This window comes from Variovorax humicola (genome assembly GCF_037889915.1).
GTDB classification, from domain to species: Bacteria; Pseudomonadota; Gammaproteobacteria; order Burkholderiales; family Burkholderiaceae_C; genus Variovorax; species Variovorax humicola.
On sequence record NZ_JBBKZV010000001.1, the window covers coordinates 548643 to 564581 of the forward strand.

The following is a 15939-nucleotide window of genomic DNA, read 5'->3' on the forward strand; positions in this document are numbered from 1 at the left end:
GAAGAAATTCCACCACCCCAAGGATAAAACATGGTCGTCATTCGACTCTCCCGCGGCGGCTCCAAGGGCCGTCCGTTCTTCAACATCGTCGTGTCGGACAAGCGCGTTCGCCGCGATGGCCGTTTCATCGAGCGCCTGGGTTTCTATAACCCGATCGCCAAGGAAAACGAAGAAAGCATCCGCATTGCGCAAGACCGCCTGACCTACTGGAAGAGCGTCGGTGCCCAGGCTTCGCCGACGGTGATGCGCCTGATCAAGCAAGCCGCCGCAGCGGCTCCCAAGGCAGCCGCCTAAGCGCTGCACCAGGCGATGTTGCCGACACTCGAAGCCGCCGAATTGCCGGCGGACGCGATCGAGGTGGGGCGCATCGCCGATGCCTGGGGCATCAAGGGCTGGTTCAAGGTCCTGCCCCACAGTGCCCAACCCGAGGCGCTTTTCTCCTCCAAACGCTGGTTCCTGCAAGCCCCCGGTGCAGCCGCCGGCGTTTTCCGCTTGCCCATCCGGGAAGCGAAAGACCATTCCGATTGCATCGTGGCCTGCTCCGAAGACGTGGCGGACCGCACTGCGGCCGAGGCCCTGCGCGGGGCGCGCGTGTTCGTGCCGCGTTCGAGCTTCCCCACGGCCGGCGTCGACGAGTACTACTGGGTCGATTTGATCGGCCTGGAGGTCGTGAACCGCGAAGGCATCCAACTGGGCACGGTGCGAGAGTTGCTCGCGGCGGGTCCACAGACCACGCTTGTGCTGGCATCGGAAGAGGGCGGCGTCGCGATCGAGCGCCTGGTACCTTTCGTCTCCGCGTTCGTCGACGGAGTCGACCTGGCTGGCCGGACCATCACGGTCGACTGGCAGCCCGACTACTAGGCATCCGGCGCAGCCCTTCATGCGCTTCGATGTCATCACTCTTTTTCCTGAACTGTTCGCCCCCTTCCTGGTGAGCGGCGTGACGCGCCGCGCCTACGAGTCGAAGCAGGTCGAGGTGGTCTTGTGGAATCCGCGTGACTTTGCCGCGGGCAACTACAAGCGGGTGGACGACCGACCCTTCGGTGGCGGGCCGGGCATGGTGATGATGGCCGAGCCGTTGTCCGCTTGCCTGGATGCGGCGCTCGCGGCGCGCGGCGAGTCGTTGGAACCGGTCCCGGTCGTGCTGTTCTCCCCCATTGGCGAAGTGATGCGGCATGCGGCTGTCGAGCGGTGGTCGGCCAGCCCGGGCGCAATTCTCGTTTGCGGCCGCTATGAAGGCATCGACCAGCGGTTCATCGACGCACGCGTCACGCACCAGATCAGCCTTGGCGATTTCGTGCTCTCCGGCGGCGAAATTCCCGCGATGACCTTGCTCGATGCGGTCGCGCGATTGCAACCGGGCGTGCTCGGCGATGAAGCCAGCCACGTGCAGGACAGCTTCAACCTCGCGCTGGACGGCCTGCTCGATTGCCCGCACTACACCCGGCCCGAACAGTGGCAGGGCGAGTCGGTGCCGGCGCCGCTGATGTCGGGCCACCATGCGCAGATCGAGCGCTGGCGGCGAGACCAGCGCCTGGCAATCACCGCGGCGCGCCGGCCCGAATTGATCGAAGCGGCACGCGCCGCGGGCCGGCTGGACAAGGCCGATGAGGCCTTGCTCAAAAAAAAGCTATAATCTTTGGCTCCCCGATCCTCTGGCCGGCCGCGTCCGCTTCAATCCACTTAGTGGGCTCTGAACGCGAACGCCTTTAGTGCAGCGCGGACAAGATCGAACACAGGAAATCATGAACCTCATCCAGACCCTCGAGCAGGAAGAAATCGCCCGGCTCAACAAGAAGATTCCCGATTTCATGCCCGGTGACACCGTCATCGTGAGCGTGAGCGTCGTTGAAGGCACCCGCAAGCGTGTGCAGGCATACGAAGGCGTGGTCATTGCCAAGCGCAATCGCGGCCTCAACAGCGGTTTCACCGTGCGCAAGATCTCCAGCGGCGAAGGCGTGGAACGCACGTTCCAGACATACAGCCCGCTGATCGCCGGCATCGAAGTCAAGCGTCGTGGCGATGTGCGCCGCGCCAAGCTGTACTACCTGCGCGAGCGCAGCGGCCGTTCGGCACGCATCAAGGAAAAGCTGCCGGGCAAGTCGAGCAACGCTGCCGCCTCCCAGTAAGCTGCGCCTGCCGTTGCGTCAAGAAGCCGCCGATCGAGGCGGCTTTTTGCATTGGGCCCGGCCCATGTCTTGCATTGACCCTTGAAGGAGCTTTCCCTGACCGACCGATCACCGATGCAATCCGCCGCCGTCGTCGAGCCCGCGACTACCGTTGCGCCTGCGTCGCTGCTTTCGTTTGACCCGCGCGCCGTGCCGGTGGTTGCCGTTGACCGCGACCTGCCGGCGGTTGCCCGGATGCACCTGCTGCCGGACGCGCTGCGCGCACGCTTTGCGACGCCGCCGGATTGGTCGCCGGAAACGCGGCGCGAACCACGCCTGATGGACCGCGCGCCGGCCCAGGCGGCCGTACTGGTGCCCATCGTCCTGCATGACGGCGAGCCGACCGTTCTCCTCACCGAGCGCGCCTCGCGCATGACGACGCACTCGGGCCAGATTGCGTTCCCTGGTGGCAGGGTCGACCCCGAAGATGCCAACATTGCCGCCGCGGCCCTTCGCGAGGCCTGGGAAGAAGTGGGGCTGTCGGCCGAGTACGTCGAGGTTCTCGGCAGCTTGCCGACCTACACCACGGTGACTTCGTTCATCGTCACGCCGGTGGTCGCGTTGGTGCAGCCGGGCTTCGAATTGCAGCCGAACCCCGAAGAGGTGGCCGATGCCTTCGAGGTGCCCCTCGCGTTCCTGATGAACCCGGCCAATCACCGCCGTCACGCGATGCCGGACCCGGTTGGCATGTCGCGAGAGTGGTTGTCGATGCCCTATCAAGACGGTGCGACCGAACGATTCGTGTGGGGCGCGACAGCGGGCATGTTGCGCAACCTCTATCGCTTCTTGATTGCCTGAGAAGGAATGCGCTCTGCTTGGCTCGGGATGGCCCGGCGCGCCAATTCCCGAGTCGATCTTTCGCGGTGCTCGCTATCATCAACAGCATGAGTTTTTTCGCCATCCTGTGCGCATTGCTGATCGAGCAGGTCCGGCCCCTTGGGTACCACAACCCCGTGTATGGCGGGGTGCTGGCCTGGACGCGCTGGGTCAGTCGCAACTTCGATGCCGGCAAGCCGCATCATGGCTGGATCGCCTGGGCGCTGGCGGTGGGCATGCCCACGCTGCTTTCATTCGGCGTCTACTGGCTGCTGGTGCTCACGCTGGGCCTGCCGTTTGCGGTGATCTGGAACATTGCGGTGGTCTACACCACGCTGGGTTTCCGGCAGTTCAGCCATCACTTCACCGGCATTCGCGATGCGCTCGACGCAAGCGACGAGTCGCTCGCGCGATCGCTGCTGGCCCAGTGGCAAGGCGTTGATGCCACCAGCTCGCCGCGCAGCGAAGTCATTCGGCGCGTGATCGAGCATTCGGTGATTGCGGCGCATCGCCATGTGTTCGGCGTGCTGGCCTGGTTTTCGATCCTTGCGGCGTTCGGGTTGGGCCCGGCCGGCGCAGTGTTCTATCGCATGAGCGAATTCGTGGCGCGCTACTGGGCTCACAAGGATGGCGCATCGGTGCAGCCGTCCAGCGAATGGGTGCAACATTCGTCGGCCGGCGCGTGGAATGCGATCGACTGGCTGCCGGCGCGCATCACCGCGCTCGGGTTCGCAGTGGTTGGCAGTTTCGAAGAAGCGATCGACTGCTGGCGCAACGACGCGGGCCGCTTCCCGAATCGCAACGACGGCGTGATCCTCGCTGCGACCTCGGGCGCGGTGAATGTGCGGCTGGGCGGCGGCGGACTGCGACCCACACCGGTGATCGACCCGCTCCCGCGTGCCCAGGCCGGCGAATCGATTGCGGGCATGCAAGCGTCGGACAGCGGCAGCACGCCGGGGCGCGAGCCGGAACCAGCGCACTTGCGCAGCGTGGTAGGGCTGGTCTGGCGGTCGGTCGTGATGTGGATGGTGTTGCTTGCGCTCCTGACACTTGCCCGTCTGCTGGGCTGATTCGATGAGCGCATCCTTGCCGAGCTTTTACAGCCCGCGATTGGCCTCGCTCGAACCGTATCTGCCCGGCGAGCAACCGCGCATCGCCAACCTGGTCAAGCTCAACACCAACGAGAACCCTTACCCGCCGTCGCCGCTCGCGGTCGATGCCGTCCAACTGGCCGCTGCGACGGGGTTGGAGCGCTATCCCGATCCGGAGTCGCTGGCCCTGCGCGACGCGGTGGCATGGCGGCATGGTCTCGGCGTCGATGAAGTGTTTGCGGGCAACGGCTCGGACGAGGTGTTGGCGCATGCGTTCTTCGCGTTCTTTCGCCAGAGCGAGCCATTGTTGTTCCCTGACGTGACCTACAGCTTCTATCGCGTCTATGCGCAGCGCTACGACGTTCCTTGCGAGTTGCTTCCGGTGGATGACGGTTTGCGCATCGATGTCGACGCACTCGTGGCCCGTGCCGCGCGAGGTTGTGGTGGCATCGTGCTCGCCAACCCGAATGCGCCGACCGGCATCGGGTTGCCGCTCGCACAGATCGAGCGCTTGTTGCAGGCGTGTCCGCAGCGCGTGGTGCTGGTCGATGAGGCTTACGTCGACTTTGGTGGCGCGAGTGCGCTCTCGCTCATTGCACGGTATCCGAACCTGCTGGTGGTGCAAACGCTTTCCAAGTCGCGCGCATTGGCGGGCCTGCGCGTTGGCTTTGCGTGTGGACAGGCGCACCTGATCGATGCGATGACGCGCGGGAAGAACACCTTCAACTCGTACCCGCTGGGCCGCCCCGCGGTGGCCGGTGCCATCGCCGCGCTGCAGGACGAAGACTGGTTCGACCAGACCTGCAAGGCCATCATGGACACGCGCGAAGGCTTGAGCCTGCAACTGGAAGACCTGGGCTTCGAGGTGCTGCCATCCCAGGCGAATTTTGTCTTCGTGCGGCACCCCCAGCGCGACGCTGGCGAGCTTGCCGCGGCGCTGCGTGAGAGGGCGGTGCTGGTTCGGCACTTTCGCGATCCGCGCATCGCGCAGTACTTGCGCATCAGCATCGGGACGCGCGCACAGTGCAGCACGCTCGTCGACGCGCTGAACGAAATCCTGGCGAACTGAAAAGAAGCCTCAGGGGAAGCGCCGCTGGCTCAGTTCGGCAAAGAGTTCGCCGTAGATCTTGTACCGCGTGGCGCTGATCGGGCCAGTTTGGGTGGTTGTCTCGACCTGCGGAATCACGCCGCAGCCGGGTTCGTGCAAGTGGGTGCAGTTGTAGAACTTGCAGTTCGATGCGTGTTCGGCGATGTCGGGCATCAGGCCGGCCAGTTTCATCGGTTCGATGTGATTGAGCCCGAATTCCTGGAAGCCGGGCGAGTCGATCAACGCTGTCTCGCTGGCCTTGTCGACCCAGTACCAGCTGGTGCTCGTGGTGGTGTGCTTGCCGGCGTTGAGCGCCTTTGAAATTTCACCCGTCTGCGCAAGTGCGCCCGGCACCAGCAGGTTGATCAGCGTGCTCTTGCCCGCGCCGGAGGGGCCCAGCACCAGCGTGGTCTTGCCGGTGAGCAGCTTGAGCAACGATGCGCGGTCGACGGCCCCCGATGCCTTCAACGATAGCGGCAACACGCCGTGATGCATGCGGCGGTAGGGGGCGAGCCTGGCCCACGCGCGTTCGAATGGCGCTACCAGATCGCTCTTATTGAGCGCGATGACCGGCGCGATGCGCTCGGCCTCGGCAGCGATGAGCGCACGCGCCAGTTGGTGCTCGGAAAACTCCGGCTCGGCCGCGATGAGGATCAGCACATGGTCGAGATTCGCAGCAAACGACTTGGTGCGGATCTCGTCTTGCCGGTAGAAGAGATTTCGGCGCGTCTCGACGCGCTCGATCGTGCCTTCGTCTTCGCTCGCCTGCCAGCGCACACGGTCGCCGACCACGGCCTGGCTTTTCTTGCCGCGTGGATGGCAGATCACATGCTCGCCGTCGGGTGTCTCGATCACGCAATGCCGGCCATGGCTGGCAATGACGATGCCGACGTCCAGTTCGGCAATCGCCGGCGCGCTGTGTTGCTTAGCCACCGACGTATTCCATGGTCCGAAGGCGGTCAATGCGCGAGCAGCGCGTCGGCTTGCGTAGCGCAGTCGAAGTCACTCGACGAGATGCCGCCGGCGTCGTGTGTATTGAAGCGGACCACGCAACGGTCGTAGTGCACGGACAGGTCGGGATGATGATCTTCGCGGTGCGCGATCATGGCGAGCGCGTTGACGAAGGCGATGGTCTCGAAGTAATTTGCGAAGGTGAAAGTCTTCTCGATGGCCACGTTGGCGCCATCGCCGGTGAGCTTCCATCCATCGAGGCGCGCAAGGCTGGCCACGACTTCGGTGGCGCTCAGCGCGCGGCGCGGCTGCCCTTTCCATTCCTTCGGCTTGAACATGCTGCTGGTCATTGCGCGGGGGCTCCGTTCGGGTCAGGCCGCGGCCATGCGCGCGAGGCGCTCGGACGCGGGGGGGTGCGAGTAATAGAACTTCACGAACACCGGGTCGGGCGTCAATGTTGCCTTGTTGTCGTCGTAGAGCTTGAGCAATGCGGCGCGCAGGTCGTTGCCGTTGGTCTGGGCCACGGCATAGGCGTCCGCCTCGAACTCATTGCGCCGCGAGAATTGTGCGAACAGCGGCCCGATCGGGAAGGTGAATACCGGAATCGCCAGCATGAACAGCAGCAATGCGAGACCGTTGTTGGGTGCGGCCATGTTCGGTTGGACGCCCAGCCCCGTGTAGAACCATGACTGCGCACAGAGCCATCCCAGCAATGCGAAGCCGAGCAGGCTCATCGTGAACGACAGCGCAAGCGCCTTGAGGATGTGGTGCCGCTTGTAGTGGCCGAGTTCATGCGCCAGCACGGCTTCCATTTCGCCCGCGCTGAGTTGGCGCAACAGCGTGTCGTAGAACACGACGCGCTTGTTGGCGCCAAAGCCGGTGAAGTAGGCGTTGGAATGCGTGCTGCGCGTGCTCCCGTCCATCACGAACAGGCCCTTGGCAACAAAGCCGCATCGCTTCATGAGGGCAGTGACGCGGGCCTTGATCGTCGGGTCGTCCAGCGGCTTGAACTTGTTGAAAAGCGGCGCGATCAGGTTCGGGTAGACCAGTTGCGCGAGCAGCATGAAAAGTGCGACCGCACCCCAGGCCCAGAGCCACCACAAGGCGCCGGTCGCACCCATGAGCCACAGGACCAGTGCAGCAATCGGCAGTCCGAATGCAGCGAACAAGCCCGTCTTGATGAAGGCGTCCAGCAACCAGCGCTTCCACGTCATCTTGTTGAAGCCGAAGCGTTGTTCGAGCACGAAGGTATGCCACAGCGCGAGCGGCAGTTCGAGCACGCTGCCGATGCCTGTGAAGACCGCCAGCAGCGCCAACTGTTGCACCATGCCGCCACCCAGCCAGCCGAGCAGAGCCTTGTTGAGCAAATCGACTCCCCCGAGCAGCGTCCATGCCAGCAGCAGAACGGTGCTCCACGCCACTTCGATCAACCCGAAGCGCGCTTTCGAGATGGTGTAGTCGGCCGCCTTCTGGTGAGATTCGAGAGTGATCGCCGAAGCGTAATCCGCGGGGACCACGTTTCGATGTTGTGCCACGTGGCGAATCTGCCGCGAAGCCAGCCAGAACTTCAGCAGCAGGTCGACCACCAGCGCGGCCGCAAAGGCGGAAGTAAAGATGAGTGAGGCATTCATGGGCCGCCGAGTTTAGTCGCCGCGCCGGGTGCCCGCGAGCCATCGACGACAATCCCACGATGCCCGAATCGACCGAACCGACTTCCCCGACACTGAAAAAAAGCGACCAGAACCTGGTCTGGCTCGACTGCGAAATGAGCGGGCTCGACCCCGAGAAGGAGCGCCTGCTCGAAATTGCCGTGGTCGTCACCGGCCCCGACCTGACGCCGCGCATCGAAGGCCCCGTCCTTGTCATTCACCAGACTGGCGAGGTGCTCGACGCCATGGACGCCTGGAACAAGGGCACGCACGGACGCAGCGGGCTCATCGACAAGGTCAAGGCCTCCGCGATCGACGAAGCGGCCGCCGAGGAGCAACTGCTGCAATTCATTGCGCGCTATATCCCCAAGCAAGGCTCGCCGATGTGCGGCAACACCATCGGGCAGGACCGGCGCTTCCTGGTCAAGTTCATGCCGAAGCTGGAGGCCTACTTCCACTACCGGAATCTCGACGTCAGCACGCTGAAGGAAATCGCCAAGCGATGGAAGCCGGCGGCCTACAACGCCTTCAAGAAACAGCAGGCGCACACTGCGCTGGCTGACGTTCATGAATCGATAGATGAACTTGTTCACTATCGCGAAACGTTACTGAAGCTTGATTGATTAGGTAAATACCCGAATTCGTGCGATAATCAAAAACTTCGCTGCGTAGAGCAGCGTCTTCTTGCATCTCCCCGTCTTGCACTAGCGCCCAAACGAATGGGCCCGGCTTCGCGAAAGCGATCGCTGTATGTCGTTGGATGGTTGATGTTTTTAACCACCCGACGGAGCGCCGCCTACGGCAGCGCTCGCGTATGAGAAAAAATTACATGACCGACGCTTTTGAAGCGCAGGGCGAGTTCGCGCCTGTGCAATCCACTTTCGATTCCATCAACGAGTTCGCGCCCGTCGAGTCGCATTCCGACATCACCTTGCTCGACACGCTCGACGTGGCCGCTGTGCCGGCCGAAGAGCCGAAGGCGCCCAACGGCTTCATCCGCCTTGGCCTGGCCCAGGAATTGATCGCCGCCGTCGCGGACCTCGGCTACGAGCAGCCGACCACCGTGCAGGACAAGGTCATTCCGCTGGCCATGGGCAGCACCGACGGCTCCGCCAGGTTCATCGACCTGATGGTCTCGAGCCAGACCGGCAGCGGCAAGACCGCCGCCTTCCTGCTGCCCGTGCTGCACACCCTGCTGAAGCAGGAAGCCGAAGCCGAAGCAGCTGCCCGCTCCGAGTTCCAGCGCCTGTCGGAGGAAGCCATTGCCCGCGGCGAAGCGCCCCCGAAGAAGGCCAAGCGCAAGGACCCGACCAGCCCGCGCAACTTCAAGGCTGCCACGCCCGGCGCGCTGATCCTGTGCCCGACGCGCGAACTCGCGCAGCAAGTCGCGCATGACGCCATCGACCTGGTTCGCCATTGCCGCGGCCTTCGTGTCGCCAGTGTGGTCGGCGGCATGCCGTACCAACTACAGATCGCCAAGCTGCAGAACGCCAACCTCGTGGTCGCCACGCCCGGCCGTCTGCTCGACCTGCAACGCTCGATGCAAATCAAGCTCGACCAGGTGCAGTTTCTGGTCGTCGACGAAGCCGACCGCATGCTCGACCTGGGCTTCGCGGACGACCTCGCCGAAGTCAACCAACTGACCATCGAACGCAAGCAGACGATGATGTTCAGCGCCACCTTCGCGCCGCGCATCCAGCAACTGGCCGCGCGCGTGATGCGCCAGCCGCAAAAGGTGCAGATCGATTCTCCGCAAGAGAAGCACGCCAACATCAAGCAGACGCTGTTCTGGGCCGACAACATGGTCCACAAGCGCAAGATGCTCGACCACTGGCTGCGCGACACCACGATCAACCAGGCGATCGTTTTCGCCAGCACGCAAGTCGAATGCGACGGCCTCGCCAACGACCTGCAGCAGGACGGTTTCAGTGCCGTCGCCCTGCACGGCGCCCTGAGCCAGGGTCTTCGCAACCGCCGACTGATGGCGCTGCGCCAAGGCCAGGTTCAGATCCTCGTGGCGACCGACGTTGCCGCGCGCGGCATCGACGTGCCGACCATTACGCACGTGTTCAACTTCGGCCTGCCGATGAAGGCCGAGGACTACACCCACCGCATCGGCCGCACCGGCCGTGCTGGCCGCGACGGCATCGCCGTCACGTTTGCCGAGTTCCGCGATCGCCGCAAGATCATGGACATCGAGCACTACAGCCATCAGAACTTCAAGGCCGAGACGATTCCCGGCCTCGAGCCGCAGCAGCGCATGCCGCAGTCGCGCCCGCAGGGTTTCGGCGGTGGCCGTGACCGCGAACCGCGCGACTTCCATTCGCGTGATCGCAAATTTGGCGGCGGCCATCGTAGCGGCCCGAGCGGCGGCTATGCCGGCGCCAGCGGCTTCAATGATCGTGGCGCGCGTCCTCCCATGGGCGGCGGCGCTCCGGCCCCACGCGGGTTCGGCGGTGGCCAGAACGCCGGCTTCGGCGGCGGCCGTGACCGTGACGAAGGTAGCTACGGCCGCAAGCCGGGTTGGGGCGACAACGCCGCGCCGCGCGGCGGCTTCGGCGGTGGCCGCAACGAAGGCTTCGGTGCTCCCCGCGGCAATGGCGGCGGTGGCGGCGGCGGCAAGGTCTTCGTGCCGCGCGACGCGCAAAAGCGCGGGTTCAAGCCCAGCCGCTGAGTCGCATTGATCCAATGAAAGGGCCCGCGTCCGCAAGGAGCGGGCCTTTTCTTCGTGACGCCTGATTTGGATTTGCGATGTGAATGGCCAGCCTTTGCGTACTTTGGTCTTCAAGTCAACGATGCGGCGCTTGTGGATTGAGTGAATCGCTCAGCCGTCGGCCAGAAACGCCCGCTTTCACCCGCATACTCTCGCTGTGCCCATCAATCTCCTGCACCGTTTATCAGAACAAGATCTCCCTGTTGCCGTCACACGCGGCAAGGACGTGGATTCGGTACGCGTATTGGCCCTGGCTGGTCATATCAAGGCGACTGTTCCAAAGCCGGTGCGCACGCTGGATGGCTATGACCAGCCGCCGGCGGTGGTCGCTTCGATCACGTCGCTGGGGCGCAGCATGATCAAGCGGTTCCCGCGGCGGTCGATGCCGTAGTCGAGGAGAGGCCACGGGCTGCATGGCCAGGGGAACACCGTCAGCGACGACGGCGCTCCGGTCCCTCGCCGGCATCACTGCTGCGCGCTATCGCCGGTATTGAATCGATCTATTCGCGCCGGCGTCGCGTCTGTCACAGAATCTGGCCCTCTCATTTGCTCAATCAGGAGACATCCATGGCCGATGAAAAGATCGAAGCGAAGTGTCCGTTCAGCCCGGCCGCAGGTGCTGGAACGACAAACCGTGATTGGTGGCCCCAGCAGTTGCGCGTGGATCTGCTCCATCAGCACTCGTCGAAGTCCGATCCGATGGGAAAGGATTTTGACTACGCCGCGGCGTTCAAGAGCCTCGATCTGGCCGCGGTGAAGGCGGATCTGGCCGCCTTGATGACGGACTCGCAGGATTGGTGGCCGGCGGACTTCGGGCACTACGGGCCGTTGTTCATCCGGATGGCGTGGCACAGCGCCGGCACCTATCGCATCGGCGATGGGCGGGGAGGGGCAGGCCGCGGCCAACAGCGTTTTGCGCCGCTCAACAGTTGGCCGGACAACGTCAGCCTGGACAAGGCGCGTCGCTTGCTGTGGCCCATCAAGCAGAAGTACGGCCAGAAGATTTCGTGGGCAGACTTGATGATCCTGGCGGGCAACGTCGCACTGGAAACCATGGGCTTCAAGACCTTCGGCTTTGGCGGCGGGCGCGCCGATGTGTGGGAGCCCGACCAGGATGTCTACTGGGGCCGCGAGACAGCCTGGCTCGGCGGCGATGTTCGCTATTCGCAAGGTTCGCCGGGCGTCGAAGAGGGCCATGGCGTGCTCGTCAAGGACGACGACAGCAAGGTGCAGCACACGCGCGACCTGGAGAACCCGCTGGGCGCCGTGCAGATGGGCCTGATCTACGTCAATCCGGAAGGTCCGGACGGCAATCCCGATCCGATCGCCGCAGCCTATGACATTCGCGACACCTTCGCGCGCATGGCGATGGACGACGAGGAGACGGTCGCGCTGATCGCCGGGGGCCACACCTTCGGAAAGACCCACGGTGCCGCGGCTGCGTCGAACGTGGCGAAAGAGCCCGAAGCTGCCGGCATCGAGGACCAGGGCCTCGGCTGGAAGAACAGCTTCGGCACGGGCAATGGCGGCGATACGATCACCAGTGGCCTGGAAGTCACTTGGACCACCACGCCGACCAGGTGGAGCGGTAACTTTTTCTCGAACCTGTTCGGCTACGAATGGGAGCTGACCAAGAGCCCCGCTGGCGCGCACCAGTGGGTGGCCAAGGGTGCCGGCGCGACCATTCCTCACGCGCACGACTCGTCGAAGAAGCTGGTGCCGACCATGCTGACCACAGATCTTTCATTGCGCTTCGACCCGGCCTACGAAAAGATCTCGCGGCGTTTCATGGAGAACCCCGACCAGTTCGCAGACGCTTTCGCCCGCGCCTGGTTCAAGCTCACGCATCGCGACATGGGGCCGCGCGCCCGTTACCTGGGGCCGGAAGTGCCTGCAGAAGAACTCATCTGGCAGGACCCGATCCCCGCAGTCGACCATCCCCTCGTCGAGGCGCAGGACATCGAGTCCCTCAAGAAGAAGGTGCTGGCATCGGGCCTCAGCTCTGCGCAACTCGTGTCGACGGCCTGGGCCTCGGCTTCCACGTTCCGCGGCTCCGACAAGCGGGGCGGCGCGAACGGCGCGCGAATTCGGCTCGAGCCACAGAAGGATTGGGACGTCAATCAACCCGAGCAATTGGCGAAGGTTCTCCAGGTGCTCGAGGGAATCAGAGGCGAGTTCAACGCTTCGCAGGCGGGTGGCAAGAAGGTTTCTCTCGCCGACCTGATCGTGCTGGCCGGTGGCGCTGGCGTGGAGCAAGCGGCGCGCGATGCGGGCCGCGATGTCAAGGTTCTCTTCGAGCCAGGGCGAATGGACGCTTCGCGAGAGCAAACCGACGTGGCCTCCTTCGCACCGCTGGAGCCGGTCGCGGATGGCTTTCGCAACTACGTGAAGTCGCGCTACATCGTGCCTGCGGAGGTACTTCTGATCGACAAGGCGCAGTTGCTGACGCTGACGGCGCCAGAGATGACAGTGCTGGTCGGTGGCCTGCGTGTGCTGGGCGCCAATGTAGGCCAGGCCCCGCACGGCGTCTTCACGAAGAAGCCCGGCACCTTGAGCAACGACTTCTTCGTCAACCTGCTCGACATGGGCACGGAGTGGAAGCCGGCCCCAAATGCCAACGGTGAATTTGAAGGGCGCGACCGAAAGACGGGCGAGATCCGGTGGACGGCGACACGCGCCGATCTGGTCTTCGGATCGAATGCGCAACTGCGCGCCATCGCGGAGATCTATGCAAGCTCGGACGCGGAGCAGAAGTTCATCGATGACTTCGTGGCGGCGTGGTCCAAGGTGATGAACCTCGACCGGTTCGATATCGCCTGAGTTGGGTGCGCGTCGATCATTTTTTCTACTGCGGTGCGCAGCGTGACGGTGATCGACTGCTTGCACTGAATGAGTCGCCGGCCATTGGCAGATGAAGCTCGCGCCGAGGGTTGCATGGCCATCGGGCAGGAACTTCACCGGCACGGGCATGAAAAAAGCCTGCTATCCATTCGATAGCAGGCTTTTCAACGCTGGTGCGTGTGTTGGTGGTGGGCCCTGAGTGACTCGAACACTCGACCTACGGATTAAGAGTCCGCTGCTCTACCAACTGAGCTAAGAGCCCCTGAATCACATTGCTGCGATCAGGCAATCCAACGATTATAGCCCAGAATTTGCCACAGTCCTGGAACACGCTGCCGCAGCGAAACACAGGAGCGCGAGATGCCGTGCCCGGAATGCGTCACGCGCTCCGGGCGCGGCGCTACCATCCCCGCCTTCGCCACAGTATTGCCACACAGCTCACGCCGTCGCGTGCGCAGAACCCAAGGACGCATCCATGATCGAGTCTTCTTCCACCACCCCCGCGCATGTCGTGTTAACAGGTGCTGCAGGCGCGCTGGGCCGAGCCGTGGCGCAACACTTTCTCGACATGGGCGCACGCATCGCCTTGATGGACCACCATGTCGACAAGCTGGCCGAGGCGTTTCCCGGGCTCGACAACTCGCGCCATCTGCTGATTGCCTGTGACGTGACGTCGGCGCAGTCGATGCAGGAAGCGGCGGCGAATGTGCTCAAGTCGTTCCAGCACGTCGATACGGTGGTGCACGTCGCGGGCGGCTTCGAGATGGGGGCGCCCGTGCACGAACTGGAGCGCGCAGGCTGGGACCGGATGATGAATCTCAATGCCTGGTCGTTCGTCGCCGTCAGCCAGGCCTTTGTGCCGGCGATGATCGAGCGCGAAAGCGGCAGCGTGGTCGCGGTCACTGCCGGCTCGGCCTCGCGCGGGTTGGCGGCCATGTCGGCCTACATCGCATCGAAAAGCGCGCTGCAGCGCCTGGTTGAAGCGTCGGCCGCGGAGTTGAAGCCGCACGGCATTCGCGTCAACTCCATCGCACCGACGATCCTCGATACGCCGGCCAACCGGCAGGCGATGCCCGACGCCAATCCGGCCACTTGGGTGTCCACGGCTGTCGCCGCGCAAACCGTCGCATACCTTGCTTCGACGGCAGCAGCAGCGGTGCACGGACAGCACCTTTTGCTGGACTGACAGATGGAAAAGGCCCTGGCAATTGCCAAGGCCATTTTTTGATTCGTTGGTGGAGAGGAGGAGGATCGAACTCCCGACCTCCGCATTGCGAACGCGGCGCTCTCCCAGCTGAGCTACCCCCCCAACGCGGTGCGAGTGTAGCGCGATTCACGCGGAATCGCCGTGCAGGCATGGATCATGTCCCCACCGCTCTCATGAGGAAGGAATGGTGCATGGCGCACACCCCACAAGCCCCACCGCAGGGCGATGGCGCTGTCGACTGCTACATGAGCAGGTGCTCGCCCGCGTTGTCGCCACCCAGCGTGACGTAGTTGACCTTGCGGATGTCCATCAACTTCTTGCCCCCGGCGTAGCTGATCGAGCTCTGCACGTCCTGCTCCATTTCGACCAGAGTGTCGGCCAGCTTGCCCTTGATCGGCTCGAGGATGCGCTTGCCTTCGACGTGCTTGTACTCGCCCTTGTTGAAGTCGCTGGCCGAGCCGTAGTACTCCTTGAACAGCACGCCATCGACCTCGACGGTCTTGCCAGGCGATTCCTCGTGGCCGGCGAACAGCGAGCCGATCATCACCATCGAGGCGCCGAAGCGAATGCTCTTGGCGACGTCGCCATGGTCGCGGATGCCGCCGTCGGCAATGATCGGCTTGGTCGCCACTCGCGCGCACCATTTCAGCGCGCTGAGCTGCCAGCCGCCAGTGCCGAAACCGGTCTTGAGCTTGGTGATGCAGACCTTGCCCGGACCGATGCCGACCTTGGTTGCGTCGGCGCCCCAGTTCTCGAGGTCGATCACGGCTTCGGGCGTGCCCACGTTGCCGGCGATGATGAACGATTCCGGCAGCTTCTCCTTCAGGTAGCCGATCATGTTCTTCACGCTGTCGGCATGGCCGTGCGCGATGTCGATGGTGATGAATTCGGGCACCAGGCCCTTGGCGACGAAGGCGTCGACCGTGTCGTAGTCGGCCTTCTTCACGCCGAGCGAGATGGATGCGAATACGCCCTTGCCGTGCATTTCCTCGACGAACTTGACGTTGTCGAGGTCGAAGCGGTGCATCACGTAGAAATAGCCGTTTTGCGCGAGCCAGAGGCAGATGGCTTCGTCGACCACCGTCTTCATGTTGGCCGGCACGACCGGGATGCGGAAGCTGCGGCCGCCCAGCTCGACGCTGGCGTCGCACTCGGAACGGCTCTCCACGCGGCACTTGCGCGGCAGCAGGAGGATGTTGTCGTAATCGAAAATTTGCATGATGAACCAGGCTCCTTGAAGGATCGTTTGAATGAACGAATGAGCGCTTGGTCCGGCCGGCCTTTGCAGCGCCCCCGCCAAGGGACGGCCACAAAAAACCGGGCGCAAGAAACTTGGGCCCGGTGACTGATTGTACGCCCCCACTCCTGGGTGCATCAAAGGCCTCTTCGTATACCCCCTATTCGCCTCGCATATGC

Annotated in this window: 16 protein-coding genes and 2 tRNA genes; 12 read left to right on the plus strand and 6 right to left on the minus strand. The window is 63.8% G+C overall.

The genetic code is table 11. The features are described from left to right. Positions 1–30 precede the first annotated feature (30 nt). The 7 genes from rpsP (at position 31) to hisC (ending at position 5144) form a co-directional block, all read left to right on the plus strand. Complete coding sequence (gene rpsP / locus WKW80_RS02610) at positions 31–294, plus strand: 30S ribosomal protein S16 (protein WP_286545636.1); 264 nt, start codon at positions 31–33, stop codon at positions 292–294. A 15-nt stretch (positions 295–309) separates the two neighbouring features. After that, a complete protein-coding gene (rimM, locus tag WKW80_RS02615; protein ID WP_340361955.1) occupies positions 310–861 on the plus strand; it encodes a ribosome maturation factor RimM in 552 nt (183 codons plus the stop codon). A gap of 19 nt (positions 862–880) precedes the next feature. Continuing rightward, the gene (gene trmD, locus WKW80_RS02620; RefSeq protein ID WP_340361956.1) at positions 881–1636 is read left to right on the plus strand and encodes a tRNA (guanosine(37)-N1)-methyltransferase TrmD; all 756 of its coding nucleotides are present in this window, start codon (positions 881–883) and stop codon (positions 1634–1636) included. Between the two features lie 109 nt (positions 1637–1745). Continuing rightward, positions 1746–2129, plus strand: coding sequence for a 50S ribosomal protein L19 (gene rplS / locus WKW80_RS02625; protein ID WP_340361957.1), 384 nt, complete (start codon positions 1746–1748; stop codon positions 2127–2129). Between the two features lie 114 nt (positions 2130–2243). Next, the gene (locus tag WKW80_RS02630) at positions 2244–2966 is read left to right on the plus strand and encodes a CoA pyrophosphatase (protein WP_340361958.1); all 723 of its coding nucleotides are present in this window, start codon (positions 2244–2246) and stop codon (positions 2964–2966) included. A gap of 86 nt (positions 2967–3052) precedes the next feature. Beyond that, positions 3053–4054 carry a CobD/CbiB family protein gene (locus tag WKW80_RS02635; protein WP_340361959.1) on the plus strand — a complete coding sequence of 334 codons (1002 nt, stop codon included), beginning with the start codon at positions 3053–3055 and terminating at the stop codon, positions 4052–4054. A gap of 4 nt (positions 4055–4058) precedes the next feature. Continuing rightward, positions 4059–5144 carry a histidinol-phosphate transaminase gene (gene hisC / locus WKW80_RS02640; RefSeq protein WP_340361960.1) on the plus strand — a complete coding sequence of 362 codons (1086 nt, stop codon included), beginning with the start codon at positions 4059–4061 and terminating at the stop codon, positions 5142–5144. Between the two features lie 9 nt (positions 5145–5153). Here the strand turns inward: hisC and rsgA are convergent, their stop codons facing one another. Genes rsgA through WKW80_RS02655 form a run of 3 tightly spaced genes read right to left on the minus strand, consistent with a single transcriptional unit; the run spans position 5154 to position 7744 of the window. Next, positions 5154–6095, minus strand: coding sequence for a ribosome small subunit-dependent GTPase A (gene rsgA / locus WKW80_RS02645; protein WP_340361961.1), 942 nt, complete (start codon positions 6093–6095; stop codon positions 5154–5156). Between the two features lie 26 nt (positions 6096–6121). After that, positions 6122–6463, minus strand: coding sequence for a 4a-hydroxytetrahydrobiopterin dehydratase (locus tag WKW80_RS02650; RefSeq protein WP_340361962.1), 342 nt, complete (start codon positions 6461–6463; stop codon positions 6122–6124). A gap of 21 nt (positions 6464–6484) precedes the next feature. Beyond that, entirely contained in the window at positions 6485–7744 is a 1260-nt protein-coding gene (locus WKW80_RS02655) for a M48 family metallopeptidase (RefSeq protein WP_340361963.1), read from the minus strand. 59 nt (positions 7745–7803) lie between these two features. Between WKW80_RS02655 and orn the strand changes: the two genes are divergently transcribed. The 4 genes from orn to katG all read left to right on the plus strand — a co-directional run bounded on the left by orn (position 7804) and on the right by katG (position 13295). Next, the gene (gene orn / locus WKW80_RS02660) at positions 7804–8385 is read left to right on the plus strand and encodes an oligoribonuclease (RefSeq protein ID WP_340361964.1); all 582 of its coding nucleotides are present in this window, start codon (positions 7804–7806) and stop codon (positions 8383–8385) included. Positions 8386–8591: 206 nt separating this feature from the next. Continuing rightward, the gene (locus WKW80_RS02665) at positions 8592–10436 is read left to right on the plus strand and encodes a DEAD/DEAH box helicase (RefSeq protein ID WP_340361965.1); all 1845 of its coding nucleotides are present in this window, start codon (positions 8592–8594) and stop codon (positions 10434–10436) included. 196 nt (positions 10437–10632) lie between these two features. Then, positions 10633–10866, plus strand: a complete 234-nt coding sequence (locus WKW80_RS02670) for a hypothetical protein (protein WP_340361966.1) — start codon at positions 10633–10635, stop codon at positions 10864–10866. Between the two features lie 176 nt (positions 10867–11042). Beyond that, complete coding sequence (gene katG, locus WKW80_RS02675; protein WP_340361967.1) at positions 11043–13295, plus strand: catalase/peroxidase HPI; 2253 nt, start codon at positions 11043–11045, stop codon at positions 13293–13295. Positions 13296–13502: 207 nt separating this feature from the next. On the opposite strand, the gene WKW80_RS02680 is transcribed toward katG, so the two are convergent. Further along, positions 13503–13578, minus strand: a tRNA-Lys gene (locus WKW80_RS02680). Positions 13579–13791: 213 nt separating this feature from the next. On the opposite strand from WKW80_RS02680, the gene WKW80_RS02685 reads away from it, so the two are divergent. Continuing rightward, positions 13792–14502: an SDR family NAD(P)-dependent oxidoreductase gene (locus tag WKW80_RS02685; protein WP_340361968.1), complete on the plus strand. Its 711-nt coding sequence runs from the start codon at positions 13792–13794 to the stop codon at positions 14500–14502. Between the two features lie 47 nt (positions 14503–14549). On the opposite strand, the gene WKW80_RS02690 is transcribed toward WKW80_RS02685, so the two are convergent. Together WKW80_RS02690 and WKW80_RS02695 are read right to left on the minus strand one after the other, a co-directional pair. Continuing rightward, positions 14550–14625: transfer RNA gene (locus tag WKW80_RS02690), tRNA-Ala, on the minus strand. A gap of 139 nt (positions 14626–14764) precedes the next feature. Next, positions 14765–15742, minus strand: a complete 978-nt coding sequence (locus WKW80_RS02695) for a GMP reductase (protein ID WP_340361969.1) — start codon at positions 15740–15742, stop codon at positions 14765–14767. Between the last annotated feature and the right edge of the window lie 197 nt (positions 15743–15939).

Bases quoted from the DNA above. Each gene is read 5' to 3' on its own strand.
- hisC (WP_340361960.1), top strand. From the start codon at position 4,059: ATGAGCGCATCCTTGCCGAGCTTTTACAGCCCGCGATTGGCCTCGCTC.
- WKW80_RS02685 (WP_340361968.1), top strand. From the start codon at position 13,792: ATGATCGAGTCTTCTTCCACCACCCCCGCGCATGTCGTGTTAACAGGT.
- WKW80_RS02635 (WP_340361959.1), top strand. From the start codon at position 3,053: ATGAGTTTTTTCGCCATCCTGTGCGCATTGCTGATCGAGCAGGTCCGG.
- trmD (WP_340361956.1), top strand. From the start codon at position 881: ATGCGCTTCGATGTCATCACTCTTTTTCCTGAACTGTTCGCCCCCTTC.
- orn (WP_340361964.1), top strand. From the start codon at position 7,804: ATGCCCGAATCGACCGAACCGACTTCCCCGACACTGAAAAAAAGCGAC.
- WKW80_RS02695 (WP_340361969.1), bottom strand. From the start codon at position 15,742: ATGCAAATTTTCGATTACGACAACATCCTCCTGCTGCCGCGCAAGTGC.
- WKW80_RS02655 (WP_340361963.1), bottom strand. From the start codon at position 7,744: ATGAATGCCTCACTCATCTTTACTTCCGCCTTTGCGGCCGCGCTGGTG.
- rplS (WP_340361957.1), top strand. From the start codon at position 1,746: ATGAACCTCATCCAGACCCTCGAGCAGGAAGAAATCGCCCGGCTCAAC.
- rimM (WP_340361955.1), top strand. From the start codon at position 310: ATGTTGCCGACACTCGAAGCCGCCGAATTGCCGGCGGACGCGATCGAG.
- WKW80_RS02665 (WP_340361965.1), top strand. From the start codon at position 8,592: ATGACCGACGCTTTTGAAGCGCAGGGCGAGTTCGCGCCTGTGCAATCC.
- WKW80_RS02650 (WP_340361962.1), bottom strand. From the start codon at position 6,463: ATGACCAGCAGCATGTTCAAGCCGAAGGAATGGAAAGGGCAGCCGCGC.
- katG (WP_340361967.1), top strand. From the start codon at position 11,043: ATGGCCGATGAAAAGATCGAAGCGAAGTGTCCGTTCAGCCCGGCCGCA.
- rpsP (WP_286545636.1), top strand. From the start codon at position 31: ATGGTCGTCATTCGACTCTCCCGCGGCGGCTCCAAGGGCCGTCCGTTC.
- WKW80_RS02630 (WP_340361958.1), top strand. From the start codon at position 2,244: ATGCAATCCGCCGCCGTCGTCGAGCCCGCGACTACCGTTGCGCCTGCG.